Source organism: Aliidiomarina sanyensis, assembly GCF_003987175.1.
Taxonomy (GTDB): domain Bacteria; phylum Pseudomonadota; class Gammaproteobacteria; order Enterobacterales; family Alteromonadaceae; genus Aliidiomarina; species Aliidiomarina sanyensis.
This window is the reverse complement of the sequence record NZ_PIPM01000002.1, coordinates 136,816-153,082: the sequence shown is the minus strand read 5'-3', so window position 1 is coordinate 153,082 and position 16,267 is coordinate 136,816. Positions and strand designations below refer to the sequence as shown.

Here is a 16,267-nt window from a genome sequence, read left to right as displayed (position 1 = left end):
ATGCTTTGCAGGATAAGTGGCTGAAAATCCGCTTTTAGTCCCAAATTTCGGGGAGTTCCGGGATTTTGTCTTGCGTTCTTGGGTGAAATTGACAACCCTAGGGTTCTTTTAAAACACACTTGGACGTTGAGGAGCGCATACGATGCGAAAAATTACTCGTTGGTGGAGTCTTGCCGTGGCGGCTTTGCTGCTTTCATTTACCGCAAGTGCTCAATATTTGAATACGTCGGCCAGCTTTACCGAAAGTACTGTGACCGAGGGTGATGTATTGGTTCTACTGGTACCAGAACATGAAAATACCTTGTCGGTGCCGGGTTGGAGTAACGAGAGTAATCGTCACTTGCAGCGAGCATTGTCCGCAGCCGATTTCACGGGTAAAGCGCGCCAGCAGGCCGACATTCTTGCACCCGCGGGCTTATCGTTTGATCGACTGCTGGTGCTCGGCGTTGGTGCACCAAGTGAGTTTCCGCGTCATTCAGCGGAATTGCTCGGTGCAGATCTCGCCGTATACGTTGATCGGGCAAAAGCCGAGCGTGTGGTAGTTGATGCCGGTTTGATTACTGGAGCGAGCGAGAACCGAGATATCGTCGCAGCGGTTGCTCATGGGGTTGACCTCAGAAACTATCGATTTGACCGCTACAAGAGCGAGCCGGCCGCCCGTCCCGCCGCACAGTTCACCTGGATTGTGACGAGCCGTTCGAATACGGAGACAGCCTATGGGCAAATGAATGCTCTCGCGCAGGGTGTGTTTATTGCGCGTGAACTAACGAATCTTCCGGGTAGTGATGGATATCCCGCAGCGTTTGCTGAGTATGCGCGTCAGCAGCTTGAGCCATTGGGTGTCGAAGTTCGCATTTATGACCGTGAGCAAGTAAAAGCACTTGGCATGGGGTCACTCCTGAGCGTGAGCGAGGGAAGCCAACATAAGTCTCATCTGCTCGTAGCCCATTATAAAAACAACAATGATGAGCGTCCGATTGCGCTGGTGGGGAAAGGAAATACGTTCGACACAGGCGGGTATAACCTGAAAACGAATGCTGCTTCAATACTCCGCATGCAAACGGACAAAGCGGGCGGTGCAGCGGTTGTCGGCGCAGTCAAAGCGCTTGCAGGTCAGCAAGCGCCGGTGAATGTTGTAGGTGTCGTCCCTCTATCACGGAACATGATTTCGGGTGAAGCGACCCTGCCGGGTGACGTTGTTGTTGCGGGCGATGGCACCACCATCGAGGTTGCCAACACCGACGCTGAAGGCCGTTTAATTCTTGCAGATGGTATTTGGTATGCGCGGGAACATTTAAACGCCCGAGCGATCGCTGACATTGCAACACTGACCGGTGCAAAAGTAGGCGCCTTGGGGACTGAATACTCTGCCGTATTCACCGATGATGAAACAATTCTGCGCACCATGCGTGAGGCTGGTGATTTAACCCGCGAGCGCGTGTGGCAGTTGCCGATGGATGGCTATGAGCGAGTGATTCAGTCGCGCATTGCGGATATCAAAAACACCGGTGCACCTGGCGCACAAGCTGGCGCTATCTTCTTACGTCATTTTGCAGGAGACACGCCTTGGATTCATATCGATATGGCGGGAAGCGCATTAATTGATAGTGCCTCTGGGATTCACCCGGAAGGCGCAACCGGTTACGGTGTGCGTCTGCTGACCGAGTGGGTCAAGCTGTATAGCGGGGAATAATAGACCTCATAGTAAAAAGGCGCCTTTCGGCGCCTTTTTTATCCGCACACGAAGAGGAAGCGACGTTACTTCTTGTGCTCGAGTGCAGCCCCTCGTTTAATTTCTATCGAACGGGCTTTCATTGCTTCTGGAATTTCTTTCACCAGATGGATGTTCAGTAATCCATTGCTAATTTCAGCATCAGTGACTTCCACGTGCTCTGCCAAGTTGAATTTCCGCTCGAAGCTGCGAGCCGCGATCCCTTGATATAGGTACTTGCGCTCCTGATCGTCTTCCGCTTTTTTACCCCGTACGGTAAGAACGCCACGTTCAACTTGGATATTCAATTCGTCTTCGGTGAAGCCTGCAACGGCAATTGAAATCATATAGCGATTCTCGCCGGTGGCTTCGATGTTGTATGGAGGATATCCACCAGTGCCGGTGTCACCTCGTAGCGCGTTGTCGAGCATTGATGCAAGTCGATCAAAACCAATGCTGCTGCGATAAAGTGGGGTTAAATCAATTGTGTTCATAGTCGTGTATCCTCATTTTGAGCGATGACAATGTAAGTAGACTGTGTAGGTGAGGCGCTCTCTTTGAGACCCGCCGCCTACACCTCTGATTTAGGGATTTGAACTTTTCTTTTCAAGAGTTGGACTCAAAAATTTTGCAACAAGTCGGTACCTCGGGTAGCTTGAGGCTTCACATGAAAGCGAGGGCCACATAATCGGCCAGGTGCATTTTGAGAGGAAGGAGGGAATCATGAGTCATGAGATTGAACCCGGTGCGGTGCGTGTCAAAGAGAAAATGGCACCGTTTACAAACCAAGTGACTACTCATAAGCATCGATGGATAGCGGATGAGCCAGAACAGCTTGGGGGCGCCGATGAAGGACCCGCGCCGATGGAAATGGTCTTGGCAGGTCTTGGCGCTTGTACATCAATGACTTTACGAATGTACGCGCAACGCAAAGGCTGGCCGCTTGAGCGTGTCACGGTGGATCTGACCCACACGAAAGGGGAGCAGGGAGCAGAGCAATTGAACCGGCACATCAAGCTCGAGGGTGATTTGAGTGAAGAGCAGCGAATTCGTTTGCTCGAAATCGCCAATAAATGTCCCGTTCATAAGACGCTCACCAACGAGCGACTGGAAATACCCACTGAATTAGTTGATGAATAAGAAGTAAAAGGAAATCTCATGCGTGTTTTACCCTGCGTGGAAGTTGAGCCACAAGAACCGGCAAATGCAGCGGTCATTTGGTTACATGGCCTTGGTGCCGATGGTCATGATTTTGAGCCTATTGTTCCCCATATTCGTTTGCCTGATGGCGTTCACGCGCGTTTTATCTTTCCGCACGCGCCCCGAATTCCGGTGACGATCAATGGTGGAATGACCATGCCTGCTTGGTATGACATTCTTGAAATGACCATCGAACGAAATGTGGATGAAAGTCAGCTACGCGCATCGGCTGACCAAGCACTCGCGCTGGTGAAACGTGAAATTGAACGTGGCATTCCTGCGGAGCGAATTGTACTTGCAGGTTTTTCTCAGGGCGGGGCTGTCGCTTATGAGGCGGCACTGACTGCGGATGTGAAGCTCGCGGGGGTGATGTGCCTCTCGACTTATTTGGCGACTCACGCGTCGATTCGCCCATCGGACACCAATAAAAACACAGAATTTCTGGTACAACATGGGACGCAAGATCCGGTGGTTCCAGAGCAGCTTGGGCAGCATGCACGGGCTTGGTTGCAGGGCAAGGGCTACACTGTAACCTATCAAACGTACCCCATGGCACACCAAGTGTGTCCACCGCAAATCAACGATATTAGCGCTTGGCTAAGTCGTGTTTTGAGCTAAAAGGAGAACTCCCAATGATCGTTCGTTGGTCTTTATGGCTTTTTGTTACTTTGGTACTTGTGCTGTGCAGCAGTCCAGCGCAAGCCGCTGAAACACGGTTTACCTCCGATGACATTTTTGCACTCGAGTTTGCCAATGATGTGCAGGTCTCACCGGATGGGCAGCGTGTTATTTATGTGCGTCATAGCAATGACATCATGACTGATAGCACACGCCGTAGTTTGTGGATGCTCGATATCGCAAGTGGCGAGCATGTGCCACTGTTCTCTGATGAATATAGTTACTCAAGCCCACGCTGGGCGCCTGACAACAACCGCGTAGCATTTATTTCAAATCGCTCTGGAAGCAATCAAATTCACGTGCATTGGATAAACGAACATACGAGTGCGCGGGTGACTGACGTTCGCAATGGTGTGAGCGATGTTACGTGGTCGCCTGATGGGAAGTGGCTCGCGTTTAGTATGGAAGTTCCTGAAGGCACAACCGAGTTTGCGCGTAGCGTTTATCGGCCAACACGACCGGAAGGTGCTCGCTGGGCCGATGCCCCAATCGTGATTGAGCGGGCCTACTATCAGCAGGATGGTCGCGGTTTGTTGCAAAGTGCGTATCGGCACCTGTTTGTCGTACCTGCCGATGGTGGAACGGAGCGACAGCTGACGGACGGGCCTTACAATCACGGGGGGCGCCTTGCTTGGACACCTGATAGCGCAGGTTTAGTATTCTCCGCGAATCGGCGTGAGGATTGGGAGTTCCAGACTCTCGAAGCAAATCTTTATAAAGTTTCCCTCGAGGATAAAACGCTAACAGCACTGACGGATCGCGCAGGCCGTCAATACAGCCCAGTCTTCTCACCGGATGGGCGATACCTTGCTTTCTTACACGGTAGCAATGAGCGAGTCCCTTATCGCAACGCAAAACTGCACGTGATGGAGTGGCGAAATCAGCAAGTCACCGAATTATTGGGCGATTTGGACCGCTCAATTGAGAGTCCAGACTGGCTGAATAGCAATACGATTGTCTTTCAGTATGCTGACCGCGGAAAGTTAAAACTCGCTCGCGTTCCTGTGCGCGGCGGACGCCATACAGATTTGACGGAGAACGTGGGCACTGGCAGTAATGGGCGACCTTATCTTGGGGGTATGTTTACCTCATCGCAAAATGGCGTGTTGGCGTTCACTCACGCAACTGCGTATCGACCGGGTGAGGTGGCGGTTTGGCAAGGCAATAATCAGCGAGTCCTGACGAACTTAAGTGAGAGCATGCTCGGCCAACGCCAGCTCGGTGAAGTTCATGAGTTTACCTACAAGTCGAGCTATGATGAGCAAGAAATTCATGGGTGGTATATTACGCCTCCTGGGTTCGATCCAGAGAAGTCCTACCCGCTGTTGATAGAAATCCATGGTGGACCGCATTTGGCCTACGGACCCTATTTCGCTGCCGAGCTGCAACGGTATGCGGCGGAAGGGTACATTGTCTTTTACAACAACTACCGTGGTAGCACGTCCTATGGCGAAGATTTCGCGATGCTGCTCCACAATCGTTATTCATCGCCTTACGACTTTGCTGACCACATGTCGGGAATTGATGCGCTGATTGAGAAAGGCTTTGTCGATAGCGATAACCTGTTTATTACCGGTGGCTCGGCGGGCGGAATTGCGACTGCGTATGCGATTGGCTTGACGGATCGATTTAATGCGGCCGTCGCGACTAACCCGGTGACCAACTGGATCAGCAAAGTGCTGACGGCAGACTCATATTTGTCGCAGATCCCGAATCAGTTCCCTGGCTTGCCTTGGGATGAGCTGGAGCACTATTGGGAGCGTTCACCGCTATCCTTGGTAGGTAATGTGACGACCCCCACGCTGTTGTTCACCGGCGAGGAAGATCGTCGGACACCGATTGCCGATACGGAGCAATTTTATCAGGCCCTACAATTATTAGGCGTCGACACGGTCATGGTGCGGGTACCGGGTGCAGCTCATGGGGTATCGAACCGACCGTCTCGGATGATCGCGAAGGTCGAATATGCCTTAGCGTGGTTTGAGCGGTATAAAAAATAAATAAAGTGTCTGGGTGGCCAACGCGAACGCGTTGGCTGCTCGTTATAAGAACGATTCCCCGTATTCTGTTTTCGGCAAGTTCAAATGTGTGGCAATACTTTGTCCGATGTCCGCAAAAGAAGCACGCCGGCCAATATTCTTTTCTTTCACGCCCGGCCCAAAGCAAATCACTGGTACGTATTCACGGGTATGATCGGTGCCCGGCCACGTCGGATCGCACCCATGATCCGCGGTGATGAAGACTCGATCGCCTGGTCGCAATGCCTTGATCAGTTCAGGTAATCGCTGATCAAATGCTTCGAGTGCTCGCGCATACCCTGCGACGTTCCGTCGATGACCATATTCCATGTCAAAATCGACGAAATTTGGGAAAATCAGACTGTGCTCAGGTGCTTCTTGAATCGCCTTTAATGTGGCGTCAAAAATTGCGTCGTTCCCGCTCGCTTTGACTTTTTGCGTGATCCCTTGATCGGCATAAATATCAGCAATCTTCCCGATACTAATCACTTCACCACCGGCTTTTTTTAGACTATCTAAGACCGTAGGCGCGGGCGGAAGTACAGAGTAATCCCGTCGATTCCCGGTTCGCTTAAAGGTTTGTGCACTGTCACCAACGAACGGCCGAGCAATGACACGCCCCACGCGGAGCCCTTGTTCATCGAGTGTTTGACGCGCCAGTTCACACAACGCCAAGAGTCGTTCAAGGCCAAACGTTTCCTCGTGAGCTGCGATTTGCAGAACGGAATCAGCGGACGTGTAAACGATAGGCTTCCCAGTCCGCATGTGTTCTTCGCCGAGTTTGGCGATAATTTCTGTTCCGGAGGCGTGACAATCCCCTAAGATTCCGGGTAAGTCACCCCGTTGAATCAAGGCCTCGGTGAGGTCAGATGGGAAGGTGGGGACGGATTTCGGAAAATAATGCCAATCAAATAGCACCGGGACACCGGCAATTTCCCAATGTCCACTGGGGGTGTCTTTTCCCCGGCTGAGCTCTTGAGCGTATCCGTACATGGCTTCGACTGTGCCGGTATAGTCCATCCCTGCCGGTATCTCGCCGCCACTTTCGGTTGCGAGCTTTCCGAGTCCAAGCCGTTCAAGATTCGGTAGTTTCAGCGGACCCGTGCGACCTTCATTGGCTTCTCCGTTCGCGCAGGCGCGAGCGATGTGGCCAAACGTATTTGAGCCAACATCACCAAAGTCTGCAGCGTCGGCGGAAGCGCCAACGCCAAACGAATCCATCATCAAAATGATCGCACGTGCCATACTAAGACTCCTTGATACTGTCTTTGGTCAGTATCTCATAAACCACCGGATCAAGGGTCGGCAAGTTTTCGCTCAGTCCAATCGATGCTTTCAATTCAACTGCCGCCATTGCTGCTGCAGCTTCATCGCGCGCATGAATCATGGCCAGAGGCTTATCTTGGTCGACGTAACTGCCGATGGATGCCAATTGACTTAAGCCAACTGCGTGGTCCACTGCGTCCTCTGGATTCGTGCGTCCACCCCCAAGGCTGACCACCACCAAGCCGAGCTCCCGCGTGGCAACCTGAGTTACATAGCCCGGCGCGTCCGCATAAACGGGCATAATGACAGGTGCTTTTGGTAAATAATGGTCATAGCGCTCGACAAAGTCCGCTGGACCTCCTAAAGCATGGACCATTTTTCCAAAAACTTCCGCTGCTTTGCCTGAATCGAGGGCATCGTTGAGCTTCGATTCAGCTTCAGCCGTGTTAGTGGCCAAGCCACTGCGGAGCAACATTTGTGCACAGAGTGCCATGGTTACTTCGTGGAGACGCGGGTTACGACGTTTCCCAATCAAATATTCCACCGCTTCACGCATCTCTGTTGCATTTCCAGCGGTATCACCAAGCGCCTGATTCATATCGGTGATCAACGCGCTCGTGTTCACGCCCGCGCCATTTGCGACCTGAACAATACTGCTTGCCAGTGCGCGCGATTTTTCAAGGTCGGTCATAAAGGCACCGTTGCCGGTTTTGACATCCATGACCAGTGCTTCAAGGCCGGCCGAGAGCTTCTTCGAGAGAATTGAAGCGGTAATAAGTGGAATGGAGTCGACGGTCGCCGTGACATCACGAATTGAATAGAACCGCTTGTCTGCTGGCGCAATGCGCGCTGTTTGGCCAATAATCGCGACGCCGATTTCTTTTACAATGCGCTGGAAATCATCTTGATCTGGCTGAATGTTGTAGCCTGGAATACTCTCGAACTTATCGAGGGTCCCGCCGGTATGACCGAGGCCGCGACCTGCAATCATCGGCACGTAACCACCGCATGCGGCCACCATGGGGCCGAGCATAAGACTTACTGAGTCGCTGACACCGCCTGTGGAGTGTTTATCAACGATAGGTCCATCAAGATTCAAATGGTCCCATTGCAGCACATTGCCGCTATTCATCATGGCTTCCGTTAACGCAACGCGCTCGGGCATTACCATTCCATTGAAATAGACGGCCATCGCAAATGCAGCGATCTGCCCTTCGGTAACGCCCCCGCTTGTAATTCCTTGGACGAAAAATGCGATCTGTTCTGGGCTCAGCGTTTTCCCGTCGCGTTTTGCTTTGATAATTTCTTGGGGCAACATCTTAATAGCCTCCTGCTTGCTGTGTTTCTTCTGCGCCTTCAAGCACAGATACTAAATGGCCTCGCACCGAACTGGCACCGAGTCGGAAAACGGCCGGACGTGTTGCGTCTGCGCCGACAATGCGCTCCGCGGCTCGGATATAAACTAAGGCATCTTCTAAGGTGCGAATGCCACCAGCGGGTTTAAAGCCCACTGGGCGGGCGGGCGCAGGATTTTTTGCGGCCGCAGCGTAGTGCGCACTAATACACTGCAACATAACGTCGGCTGCTTCGGGGGTTGCGTTGACTGGCACTTTCCCCGTTGATGTTTTGATAAAGTCAGCACCAGCGGCGATGGCTAATTCGCTGGCTTGCTGAATCAATGCAGCGGTTTTTAATTCACCGGTTTCCAAAATGACCTTCAGTTGCACGCCCGTGCCACAGGCTGCTTTGCAGGCCTGTATCAGGCGCAGGGGTGTTTCGGTGTCCCCATTCATGAACGCTTGGTAAGGGAAGACGACATCTACTTCATCTGCACCATATGCGACGCTTGCTTGAGTTTCTTTGACCGCGATATCAATATCGCAACCACCTGCCGGAAAGTTTGTTACTGTCGCAATACGCACTTGGAAGAGCTCACGTTCATCGAGCAGCTTGCGTGCTAGAGGAATAAAGCGCGGATAGACACAAAGCGCAGCGACATGGATCCGGTGACCTTCTGCATCTCGCCATTGAGCGTTCTCACACAAGGCGTGAATGTCTGCATCGGTTTCTTGGTTGGTCAGGCTCGTCAAATCAAGTAATGAAAAAGCAAGACGCGCAGCGTCGCGACGCTGCTGCGAAGTGAGTTCGGTCATACTGTCTCCGGCTTGTGATCGGCAGGTGCGAGGTGCTCGGGCCCAAATGAATGGGGTAGGAGTTCGTGAATATTAATCACACCCCGAACGCCCTCTGGCCCGCACATATGGACACGTGTTTCCGAGGTGGAGAATTCACGGATGCGTTGGCGACACCCACCACACGGGGTGACCAAACCGTCCGCCTCACCAATGACGAAAATATCCTGAATGGTGTCTTCCCCACCCATGACCATCGCGGCAATCGCACCGGCTTCTGCACAGGTCCCCTCGGGATAGGATGCGTTTTCCACGTTGCAGCCGCAAAAAATAGCGCCCGACGATGTGCGAATGGCACAGCCAACCGGAAACCGCGAATACGGCGAATAGGAACGTTTCATTGCGGCTTTCGCCATTTCAAACAACGGGTCCTGACTCATACACACTGACTCTTTTCAAAAAAGGGCACACATTCTACCTAACTTTTTCGACTGCGGCTAACCATCGTGCATACACTTGTTCGCGCGCATCTTTTTCAAGTTCGGGAATGAACTTTCCTTTGGATGTACAAAGGCGTTGAATTTGCGTCAGATCATCGAAGATGCCCGCTTTTAATCCTGCAAGGAACGCTGCCCCACGTACCGTGGTTTCGGCGGTATTTGCACGAAGCACGGGATGCCCACACATATCTGCAAGGGCTTGCATGAACCAAGCGTTATCAGTCATACCACCGTCGACACGGAGCTCGTCTACAACTTGCCCATCGTCTGCCATTGCCTTAAGCAAGTCGCGCGTTTGCAGAGCAACACTGCGAAGCGCTGCGGCAGAAATCTGTGCACGTCCTGTATCCCGAGTCATACCAAATAGTGCGGCGCGGGCATCGGGGTCCCAATAGGGCGCACCTAAACCGGTAAACGCAGGAATGAGTTGTTCGGATTGATCCCACGGCACACCTTCAGCAAGGGGCTCAGTCTCAGCCGCTTGTTGAATAATACCGAGTTTGTCACGCAGCCATTGTACGATGGCCCCCGCCATAAAAATACTGCCCTCGAGGGCGTACACCGGCTTACTCTCAATGTGGTACGCAACGGTTGTGAGGAGCCGGTGCTCGGAGTGCACAATATCATGGCCGGTGTTTACCAGTGCGAAACACCCCGTGCCATAGGTGCTTTTCATCTGACCGACCTCAAAACATCCTTGGCCGATGAGTGCGCCTTGCTGATCCCCAACCATTGCAAAAACAGGGATTTTGTCAGATGCAGTCTCGCCCTTTTGTAATAGGGCTGCAGAAACATCACCAAAATGGTCCGCATTCTTTTTGATGGTCGGAAGTACACTTTGGGGAACATCAAAGGTTTTACACAACTCGTCGTCCCATTCACCTGTATTCAAGTTCATCAAGAGAGTACGGGAAGCATTGGTGATGTCGGTTGCATGGACTTCGCCTTCAGTGAGACGCCACAGCAAAAACGTGTCTATGGTGCCGAACGCAAGCTCACCTGCTTCGGCGCGTGCCCGTGCGCCTTTCACGTGATCGAGTAGCCATTGAACCTTAGTCCCGGAAAAATAAGGGTCGAGCAGAAGTCCGGTTTTCTTCTGGATCTCGGATTCAAGTCCATCAGCTTTGAGCTTTTTGCAGAGAGAGGATGTTCGACGATCTTGCCAGACAATCGCACGGTGAATGGGTCGTCCCGTTTTTCGGTCCCAAATCACGGTAGTTTCGCGCTGATTGGTGATGCCAATTCCAGATAATTCGGAGGCTTTTATGTTGGCTTGCTCGAGTGCATCTTGGCAGGCCTGTAGGGTGGTTTGCCAGATTTGTTCGGGGTCATGTTCAACCCAACCATCGGAGGGAAAGTACTGCTTGAACTCATGCTGGCCACGACCAATCACATCCATGGTCTTCGGGGATGCACGGTACACAATCGCGCGGCTTGATGTGGTTCCTTGGTCTATTGCGAGTAGATAGCCTTGCTTCGACATAAACATCTCCGGTTTTGAATTACCTTCATGATAGGCAAACCGAAAGCGAGACTCCACTCTTCATGGGGATTCATGGACTTCTCAGTTCGTAGTGTATGGGGGAATGTGGGCCAGATATTCGCCCAAGGGAGATAAAAAAAGGGTCCTGTAATCAGGACCCTACGCACGACATTAGGCTAGCTTCTGAAGTTGTGGCGCCCACGTTCGGGCGAGTGCTTCGGCACTTTGGCGATCACTCACGTGAAAATTCACATGCCCCACTTTGCGGCCAGGGCGAGCGTCTTTGCCATACCAGAATGGCGCGGCTTGGGCATCTGCCCAGAGCGTATCTGGAATCGCATCGACGCCAATGACATTGACCATCAGGCTCGGTTGAACCACGAAAGGCGCAAACGGCATGTTGGTAAGCGCGCGCACGTGGAGGGCAAACTGACTGACGTTGCATCCTTGCATAGTCCAGTGGCCTGAGTTGTGAACCCGTGGCGCAATTTCATTGACCAACAGCTTTGCTGTGGCACCCTGTCCAACGACGAAGAACTCAATCGCAAGGGTTCCGACATAACCAAGCTGCTCAGTCACTGCACAAAACGCCGTTTCTGCTTCTTGTTGCAAGTGGCTTGGGAAATCGGATAAACCGGCAAAGGTGTGGCTTAGAATGCCGCGGTCGTGCACATTCTCGACGAGCGGATAGCATTGAATTCGACCATCAGCCGCGCGTGCACCGACCAGGGACACTTCGCAATGAAATGGAATCATCGCCTCAATAATACCCGGCTGCTTTCCTGCGGTTGCAGAGAGGTCTGTTACCTTCTGTCCTGCAGCGGGGTCGTAGCGCCATTGGCTTTTGCCGTCGTAGCCTCCACTGGCAGCTTTGATCACTGCTTTGCCTTGCCACTGTTGTAGGGCGTTTTCAAATTGTTCGGTCGTGTCGAAGGCAACCCAAGGTGCCGTCGCAATGGCAAGATCATCGCAAAGCTGCTTTTCGAGTTGGCGATGAGTCAATGGTAGAATTTTAGCGGGATCGGTCAGTAATTTATCAGCGGCCAAGGCAACATGGTTCGGATCCAACTGCTCATGTTCCCAACTTACCACATCGGCCCACTGCATCGCTTCAGCTACGCTCAGTTCAAGAGGGACGTGGGCACCGGCCGGCATCACCTGGTCGGTACGCGTGTTGATGAGTAAACATTCATGCCCTAAACGAATCGTTGCCTGAGCCAGCATTTGCCCAAGTTGACCGTTCCCAAGGATGACTATTTTCATAAAGAATCGAGATCCAATTTACTGTTGGTGAGGACGGTGTCACGTTGTGTCGCCCGAAATGCAATCACCTTGTCGCGTACCGCTGGTTCGGTGGTGGCAATGACCTGTGCGGCCAGAAGCCCTGCGTTAGCCGCGCCTGCTTCTCCGATAGCGAGTGTTCCAACCGCGACCCCTTTTGGCATCTGAACAATGGATAGCAAGCTATCTAGCCCCTTGAGCTGTTTGCTCGGGACAGGAACACCAAATACGGGGAGGTGAGTAAATGCGGCGAGCATGCCAGGAAGGTGCGCGGCACCACCGGCACCCGCTATCACGACGCGGACATCATTTTGTTCGGCTTCTTGCATGGTGGTCGGCAGGAGGTCTGGTGTCCGGTGCGCAGAGACAACTCGCGCCTCCCAAGAGACCCCGAGGCTATCGAGCATGCGCGCTGCTGCCTGCATGACAGGCCAATCAGATGTTGACCCCATCAGAATAAGAACCGAAGCCATGAACGTTTCTCCCGGCATTTTTAAGTGAACGGTGATTCGCCATCGCAGGTACAGTCACTGCGATGACCGGAATTCTGAAAGGCGCGGATTGTAGCAGAAAACAGGACAATCCGCATACAGAAATACAGAGCGTATCTTTAAAGAAGTGTAATATTTGTCTCCAAAAATGCTTAATTTGCGTACACTATATGGAATCCGCGTTGAAGTGCCCGCGGAGCAATATGAGGTTCGAGGGTGTCCAGAGCGGTTATCGGTGTCAGTCAAGAGCAGTTATCCATTCAGCGCTCCAAGCGAATAGGGCTTGGTTGGCTATTCTGTGTGTGTCTGTGGGTGGTTGCTTCATCTTCCGCGCAAAGTCGCGAAGGGCTCTGGCTTCCCGAGCAAAAACCGGACTGGCCAATTCAACCTCACGCCTCTGCGGTCCTCAAAGTCGGTGGATGTTCCGGTACCTTTATCTCCGAACAGGGTCTCGTGCTCACCAACCATCACTGTATTGTCGATTTACTGCAGTACCGCTCAACCCTTGAAAACAATTTTCTTGAAACAGGATATCTAGCCTTAACGCAAGAGCTCGAGTTGCTAGCGCCTGCAGACTTTGTTGTGGCACAAACCCTCAGTCGGACCGAAGTGACCCAAGACGTTTTGCAAGGCGTCACGGATCGTGTCACGGGGCGCGCTCGTTTTGACCTGATAGCGAACAATCGCAATGAAATTTTGCGCCGCTGTGAAAATGCGCCGCAGATCCGCTGTCGCGTGGTTGAGCAATATGATGGGATTGGTTATCTGCTGGTCCGTGATTATATATTCCCGCGCGTCACACTTGTCTGGGCGCCGCCCGAAGATGTCGGGTATTTTGGTGGCGTTGAAGATAACTGGCAGTGGCCGCGTCATAGTGCGGATCTTGCGCTTCTGCGAGTCTACAATCAGGATGGCGAACCGGTGCGACCCACCCATTGGTTGCCGTTATCATCGGCCGCTCCTGATGTTGGTGAGCCGGTATTTACCGCAGGGTTTCCTGGACTGACCCAACGTTATCGGCTCGAGAAGGAAGCGCGTCTTGCACTTGAGCAATTCTATCCCGCAGCAATTGAGTATTTACAGGCATTTGAAGACATTGTTCTGGAACTCTCAGAGCAATACCCAGAACGTATTTTGCGTTACTCACCCGCGCTGATGCGGTGGGGGAATCGTCGGCAAAATTTTTTGGGGATGTTGGACGCAGCGGAGCGGCATCAGTTTTTCTCAGAGAGCGCAGCGCAAGAGGCACAATTACGGTCCTGGATAGAGCAACTTGAATCAAGTGATCAACGTGACCGCTATCGTTCCGGCCTTGATCAAGTAGAACGAACGCTCGCCCTGCGCCGGCAGACTTTGGCACAACAAACCTGGTGGTCGTTCTTTCAAGAACTCCAGCTTCCGGTGATAGCTCAACGACTGTATCGGCTTGCTCAGGAATCAAATCGTCCTGAAGAGCGACGCACGCGTGGATTTCAGGCTCAGCAGGTGCCCGCGCTACGGGCCCAGTTGGTGGGCCAGATTCGACAGTTCGATGCCGATGTTGAGAAAGCGCTGTTGGTCGACCTGCTTATGCGTCATCAAACATTGCCTGATGACCAACAAATTCCATTTGTTCGGCGATTCTTTCAGCTTGACGAGGCAGATGATGAGGCAAAAATCCGTGACCGTGTGGAGGCCTTGTACGCGCAATCCTCGTTGAATCAGGTAGAGGTTGTTGAACAGTGGATGCGGACACCACTTTCAGAGATGCGCCGTTCGCATGACCCCTGGTTACAGTTTGCGATGAACTCTGCGGAAGAGCGGCTTGAGTGGGACACGCGAGAACGTGAGTTGCGCGGACAAGAGCAGCAAGCCCGCTCCATCGTGATGGACGCATTTCGACGTCAGGCGCGGAGTGAAGGGCGGCGACTTCCCGACAACGCGAATCGCACCTACCGACTGAGTACGGGTGTTGTCGCAGGGTATAGTGACAACGAGGCGCAAACGACCTTGGCTTCGCTGTTGCAGATATCCGGAAGCGAGCCTCGCTATACGCTTCCTTTTAGTATGTTCGCCGCCGCATCGGTTCATGGAGCAGGGTGTTTGGCGATCAGTCCTGAGGCCTTGACCGTAAATTTCTTATCTACGGCCGATGGGACGGGCGGAAGTTCGGGTAGCCCCACGGTGAATAGCCGGGGAGAGCTGATAGGGCTTGTTTTTGATAGTACAACCGATGGCATTCTTAGTGACTGGATGTTCAAAGAAGAACGACATCGCTTGATTCATGCGGATGTTCGCTTTTTGCTGTGGCTCTTACGGTACGTATATCAAGCGCAAGAACTTCTCGATGAGCTGCAGTTCTCCGAAACGGATATGACCTGCTCGTTGGGGGACCGACCGATTATTCCAACTCCAATTCGAGCTGTCGATTCTCATCTGGGTCTGGAAGAGTAATCCCAACGCCAATCAGACGCACACTTCGGTGCTCGGCGCGCGGCCATGCTTCGTGCAGAAGTTGATAAAACAGCGACGGTGAAACGCGGTTGCTCACGCGGCTCACGGTTGTTTGGGTAAAGTCACTGAACTTGAGCTTGACGGTTTGGCCCTTGGCTTTCACGTCTTGCCAGCGGGCTTGTCCGAGCCTTTTCTTCAGAGAAGGCAGTAGGCTGGTCTCTAAAAAATGCTCTGCATGTTTTACGTGGGTAAAGTCACGATGCAGCGTGGATTCCACACTGACTTGTTTGCGCATCCGGCTGATGGAAACGGGACGTTCATCAATGCCACTACACCGTTGAAAGAGCAAATATCCCGCGTGATCCCCAAGCAATCGCTGGAGTTTGGCAACATCCGCTTGCTGGATATCGGCCACGTTTCGAAAGCCAGCAGCCTGAAGTCGTTCTTGGCTCTTTGGGCCGACACCGGGGATACGGCGCAGCGATAAGGTGGCGAGATACTCGACAATTTGATCCGGTGCGACGACAAATTGACCGTCAGGTTTACGTTCTTCAGAGGCTATTTTTGCGACCATTTTCTGGCATGAAATGCCAGCAGACCCTGAGACACCAAGCGCCCGAAGCTCCGCCCGAATCGCCTCCATCGTGAGGCTTGCGCTTCCTTTAAACGCGGTATTATCGGTGAGATCAAGATAGAACTCGTCAATCGAAGCAGGCTCCACCAACGAGGTATACTCAGAAAGAATTGCCAGTACTTGTTTTGACATTGCTTTGTAGGCGGGCATGTCCGGTTTTACAAAATGCAGATCAGGGCATAATCGACGTGCTTGATGGCCCGGCATGGCACTGCGGACCCCATATTGTCGTGCGTGATAATTTGCCGTTGCCACCACGCCACGCTCACCTCCACCACCGACTGCAAACGGGCGTTTAGCAAGACTTGGATCTTTGATTACCTCGACTGCTGCAAAGAAGGCGTCGAGGTCTAAAAGAGCTATTTTACGGTTGTCAGAGTGAACCAAGCGGCAAGAAATCCGTATTAAAAGACGAGAAAAAAGTGTATCACAGTGAGTAA

At 52.5% G+C, this 16,267-nt stretch carries 14 protein-coding genes; 5 read left to right on the top strand and 9 right to left on the bottom strand.

Annotated elements, in window-relative coordinates; genetic code table 11:
• Positions 1-142 precede the first annotated feature (142 nt).
• On the top strand, positions 143-1,693 hold the full coding sequence (locus tag CWE11_RS02965) for a leucyl aminopeptidase family protein (protein WP_126776114.1): 1,551 nt from the start codon (positions 143-145) through the stop codon (positions 1,691-1,693).
• Positions 1,694-1,758: 65 nt separating this feature from the next.
• Here CWE11_RS02965 and CWE11_RS02960 read toward each other — a convergent pair whose 3' ends face one another.
• The gene (locus tag CWE11_RS02960; RefSeq protein ID WP_126776113.1) at positions 1,759-2,205 is read right to left on the bottom strand and encodes an Hsp20 family protein; all 447 of its coding nucleotides are present in this window, start codon (positions 2,203-2,205) and stop codon (positions 1,759-1,761) included.
• Between the two features lie 229 nt (positions 2,206-2,434).
• Between CWE11_RS02960 and CWE11_RS02955 the strand changes: the two genes are divergently transcribed.
• From CWE11_RS02955 to CWE11_RS02945, 3 genes are read left to right on the top strand one after another with little or no spacing between them, the layout of a single operon-like run.
• Positions 2,435-2,851 (top strand): OsmC family protein, encoded by a 417-nt coding sequence (locus CWE11_RS02955; RefSeq protein ID WP_126776112.1) that lies wholly within the window; start codon positions 2,435-2,437, stop codon positions 2,849-2,851.
• An 18-nt stretch (positions 2,852-2,869) separates the two neighbouring features.
• Positions 2,870-3,529, top strand: a complete 660-nt coding sequence (locus tag CWE11_RS02950) for an alpha/beta hydrolase (protein WP_126776111.1) — start codon at positions 2,870-2,872, stop codon at positions 3,527-3,529.
• A gap of 14 nt (positions 3,530-3,543) precedes the next feature.
• The gene (locus tag CWE11_RS02945; RefSeq protein WP_126776110.1) at positions 3,544-5,589 is read left to right on the top strand and encodes a S9 family peptidase; all 2,046 of its coding nucleotides are present in this window, start codon (positions 3,544-3,546) and stop codon (positions 5,587-5,589) included.
• 42 nt (positions 5,590-5,631) lie between these two features.
• Here the strand turns inward: CWE11_RS02945 and CWE11_RS02940 are convergent, their stop codons facing one another.
• The 7 genes from CWE11_RS02940 to purE all read right to left on the bottom strand — a co-directional run bounded on the left by CWE11_RS02940 (position 5,632) and on the right by purE (position 12,742).
• Positions 5,632-6,852 carry a phosphopentomutase gene (locus tag CWE11_RS02940; RefSeq protein WP_126776109.1) on the bottom strand — a complete coding sequence of 407 codons (1,221 nt, stop codon included), beginning with the start codon at positions 6,850-6,852 and terminating at the stop codon, positions 5,632-5,634.
• Between the two features lies 1 nt (position 6,853).
• Entirely contained in the window at positions 6,854-8,191 is a 1,338-nt protein-coding gene (gene deoA, locus CWE11_RS02935; protein ID WP_126776108.1) for a thymidine phosphorylase, read from the bottom strand.
• Between the two features lies 1 nt (position 8,192).
• Complete coding sequence (deoC, locus tag CWE11_RS02930; RefSeq protein ID WP_126776107.1) at positions 8,193-9,026, bottom strand: deoxyribose-phosphate aldolase; 834 nt, start codon at positions 9,024-9,026, stop codon at positions 8,193-8,195.
• Positions 9,023-9,445, bottom strand: coding sequence for a cytidine deaminase (cdd, locus tag CWE11_RS02925; RefSeq protein WP_126776106.1), 423 nt, complete (start codon positions 9,443-9,445; stop codon positions 9,023-9,025). Before cdd ends, deoC begins: the two co-directional genes overlap by 4 nt.
• A 34-nt stretch (positions 9,446-9,479) precedes the next feature.
• Positions 9,480-10,988, bottom strand: a complete 1,509-nt coding sequence (gene glpK / locus CWE11_RS02920) for a glycerol kinase GlpK (protein WP_126776105.1) — start codon at positions 10,986-10,988, stop codon at positions 9,480-9,482.
• A 171-nt stretch (positions 10,989-11,159) separates the two neighbouring features.
• Entirely contained in the window at positions 11,160-12,251 is a 1,092-nt protein-coding gene (locus CWE11_RS02915) for an ATP-grasp domain-containing protein (RefSeq protein ID WP_126776104.1), read from the bottom strand.
• Entirely contained in the window at positions 12,248-12,742 is a 495-nt protein-coding gene (gene purE, locus CWE11_RS02910; protein ID WP_126776103.1) for a 5-(carboxyamino)imidazole ribonucleotide mutase, read from the bottom strand. Before purE ends, CWE11_RS02915 begins: the two co-directional genes overlap by 4 nt.
• 234 nt (positions 12,743-12,976) lie before the next feature.
• Between purE and CWE11_RS02905 the strand changes: the two genes are divergently transcribed.
• Positions 12,977-15,193: a S46 family peptidase gene (locus CWE11_RS02905; protein WP_126776102.1), complete on the top strand. Its 2,217-nt coding sequence runs from the start codon at positions 12,977-12,979 to the stop codon at positions 15,191-15,193.
• Here CWE11_RS02905 and dinB read toward each other — a convergent pair.
• Positions 15,141-16,214 carry a DNA polymerase IV gene (dinB, locus tag CWE11_RS02900; RefSeq protein ID WP_241971706.1) on the bottom strand — a complete coding sequence of 358 codons (1,074 nt, stop codon included), beginning with the start codon at positions 16,212-16,214 and terminating at the stop codon, positions 15,141-15,143. The two genes, CWE11_RS02905 and dinB, sit on opposite strands and share 53 nt — an antisense overlap.
• Between the last annotated feature and the right edge of the window lie 53 nt (positions 16,215-16,267).

Bases quoted from the DNA above. Each gene is read 5' to 3' on its own strand.
- CWE11_RS02945 (WP_126776110.1), top strand. From the start codon at position 3,544: ATGATCGTTCGTTGGTCTTTATGGCTTTTTGTTACTTTGGTACTTGTG.
- CWE11_RS02950 (WP_126776111.1), top strand. From the start codon at position 2,870: ATGCGTGTTTTACCCTGCGTGGAAGTTGAGCCACAAGAACCGGCAAAT.
- CWE11_RS02940 (WP_126776109.1), bottom strand. From the start codon at position 6,852: ATGGCACGTGCGATCATTTTGATGATGGATTCGTTTGGCGTTGGCGCT.
- deoA (WP_126776108.1), bottom strand. From the start codon at position 8,191: ATGTTGCCCCAAGAAATTATCAAAGCAAAACGCGACGGGAAAACGCTG.
- glpK (WP_126776105.1), bottom strand. From the start codon at position 10,988: ATGTCGAAGCAAGGCTATCTACTCGCAATAGACCAAGGAACCACATCA.
- cdd (WP_126776106.1), bottom strand. From the start codon at position 9,445: ATGAGTCAGGACCCGTTGTTTGAAATGGCGAAAGCCGCAATGAAACGT.
- purE (WP_126776103.1), bottom strand. From the start codon at position 12,742: ATGGCTTCGGTTCTTATTCTGATGGGGTCAACATCTGATTGGCCTGTC.
- CWE11_RS02915 (WP_126776104.1), bottom strand. From the start codon at position 12,251: ATGAAAATAGTCATCCTTGGGAACGGTCAACTTGGGCAAATGCTGGCT.
- CWE11_RS02965 (WP_126776114.1), top strand. From the start codon at position 143: ATGCGAAAAATTACTCGTTGGTGGAGTCTTGCCGTGGCGGCTTTGCTG.
- CWE11_RS02955 (WP_126776112.1), top strand. From the start codon at position 2,435: ATGAGTCATGAGATTGAACCCGGTGCGGTGCGTGTCAAAGAGAAAATG.
- CWE11_RS02960 (WP_126776113.1), bottom strand. From the start codon at position 2,205: ATGAACACAATTGATTTAACCCCACTTTATCGCAGCAGCATTGGTTTT.
- deoC (WP_126776107.1), bottom strand. From the start codon at position 9,026: ATGACCGAACTCACTTCGCAGCAGCGTCGCGACGCTGCGCGTCTTGCT.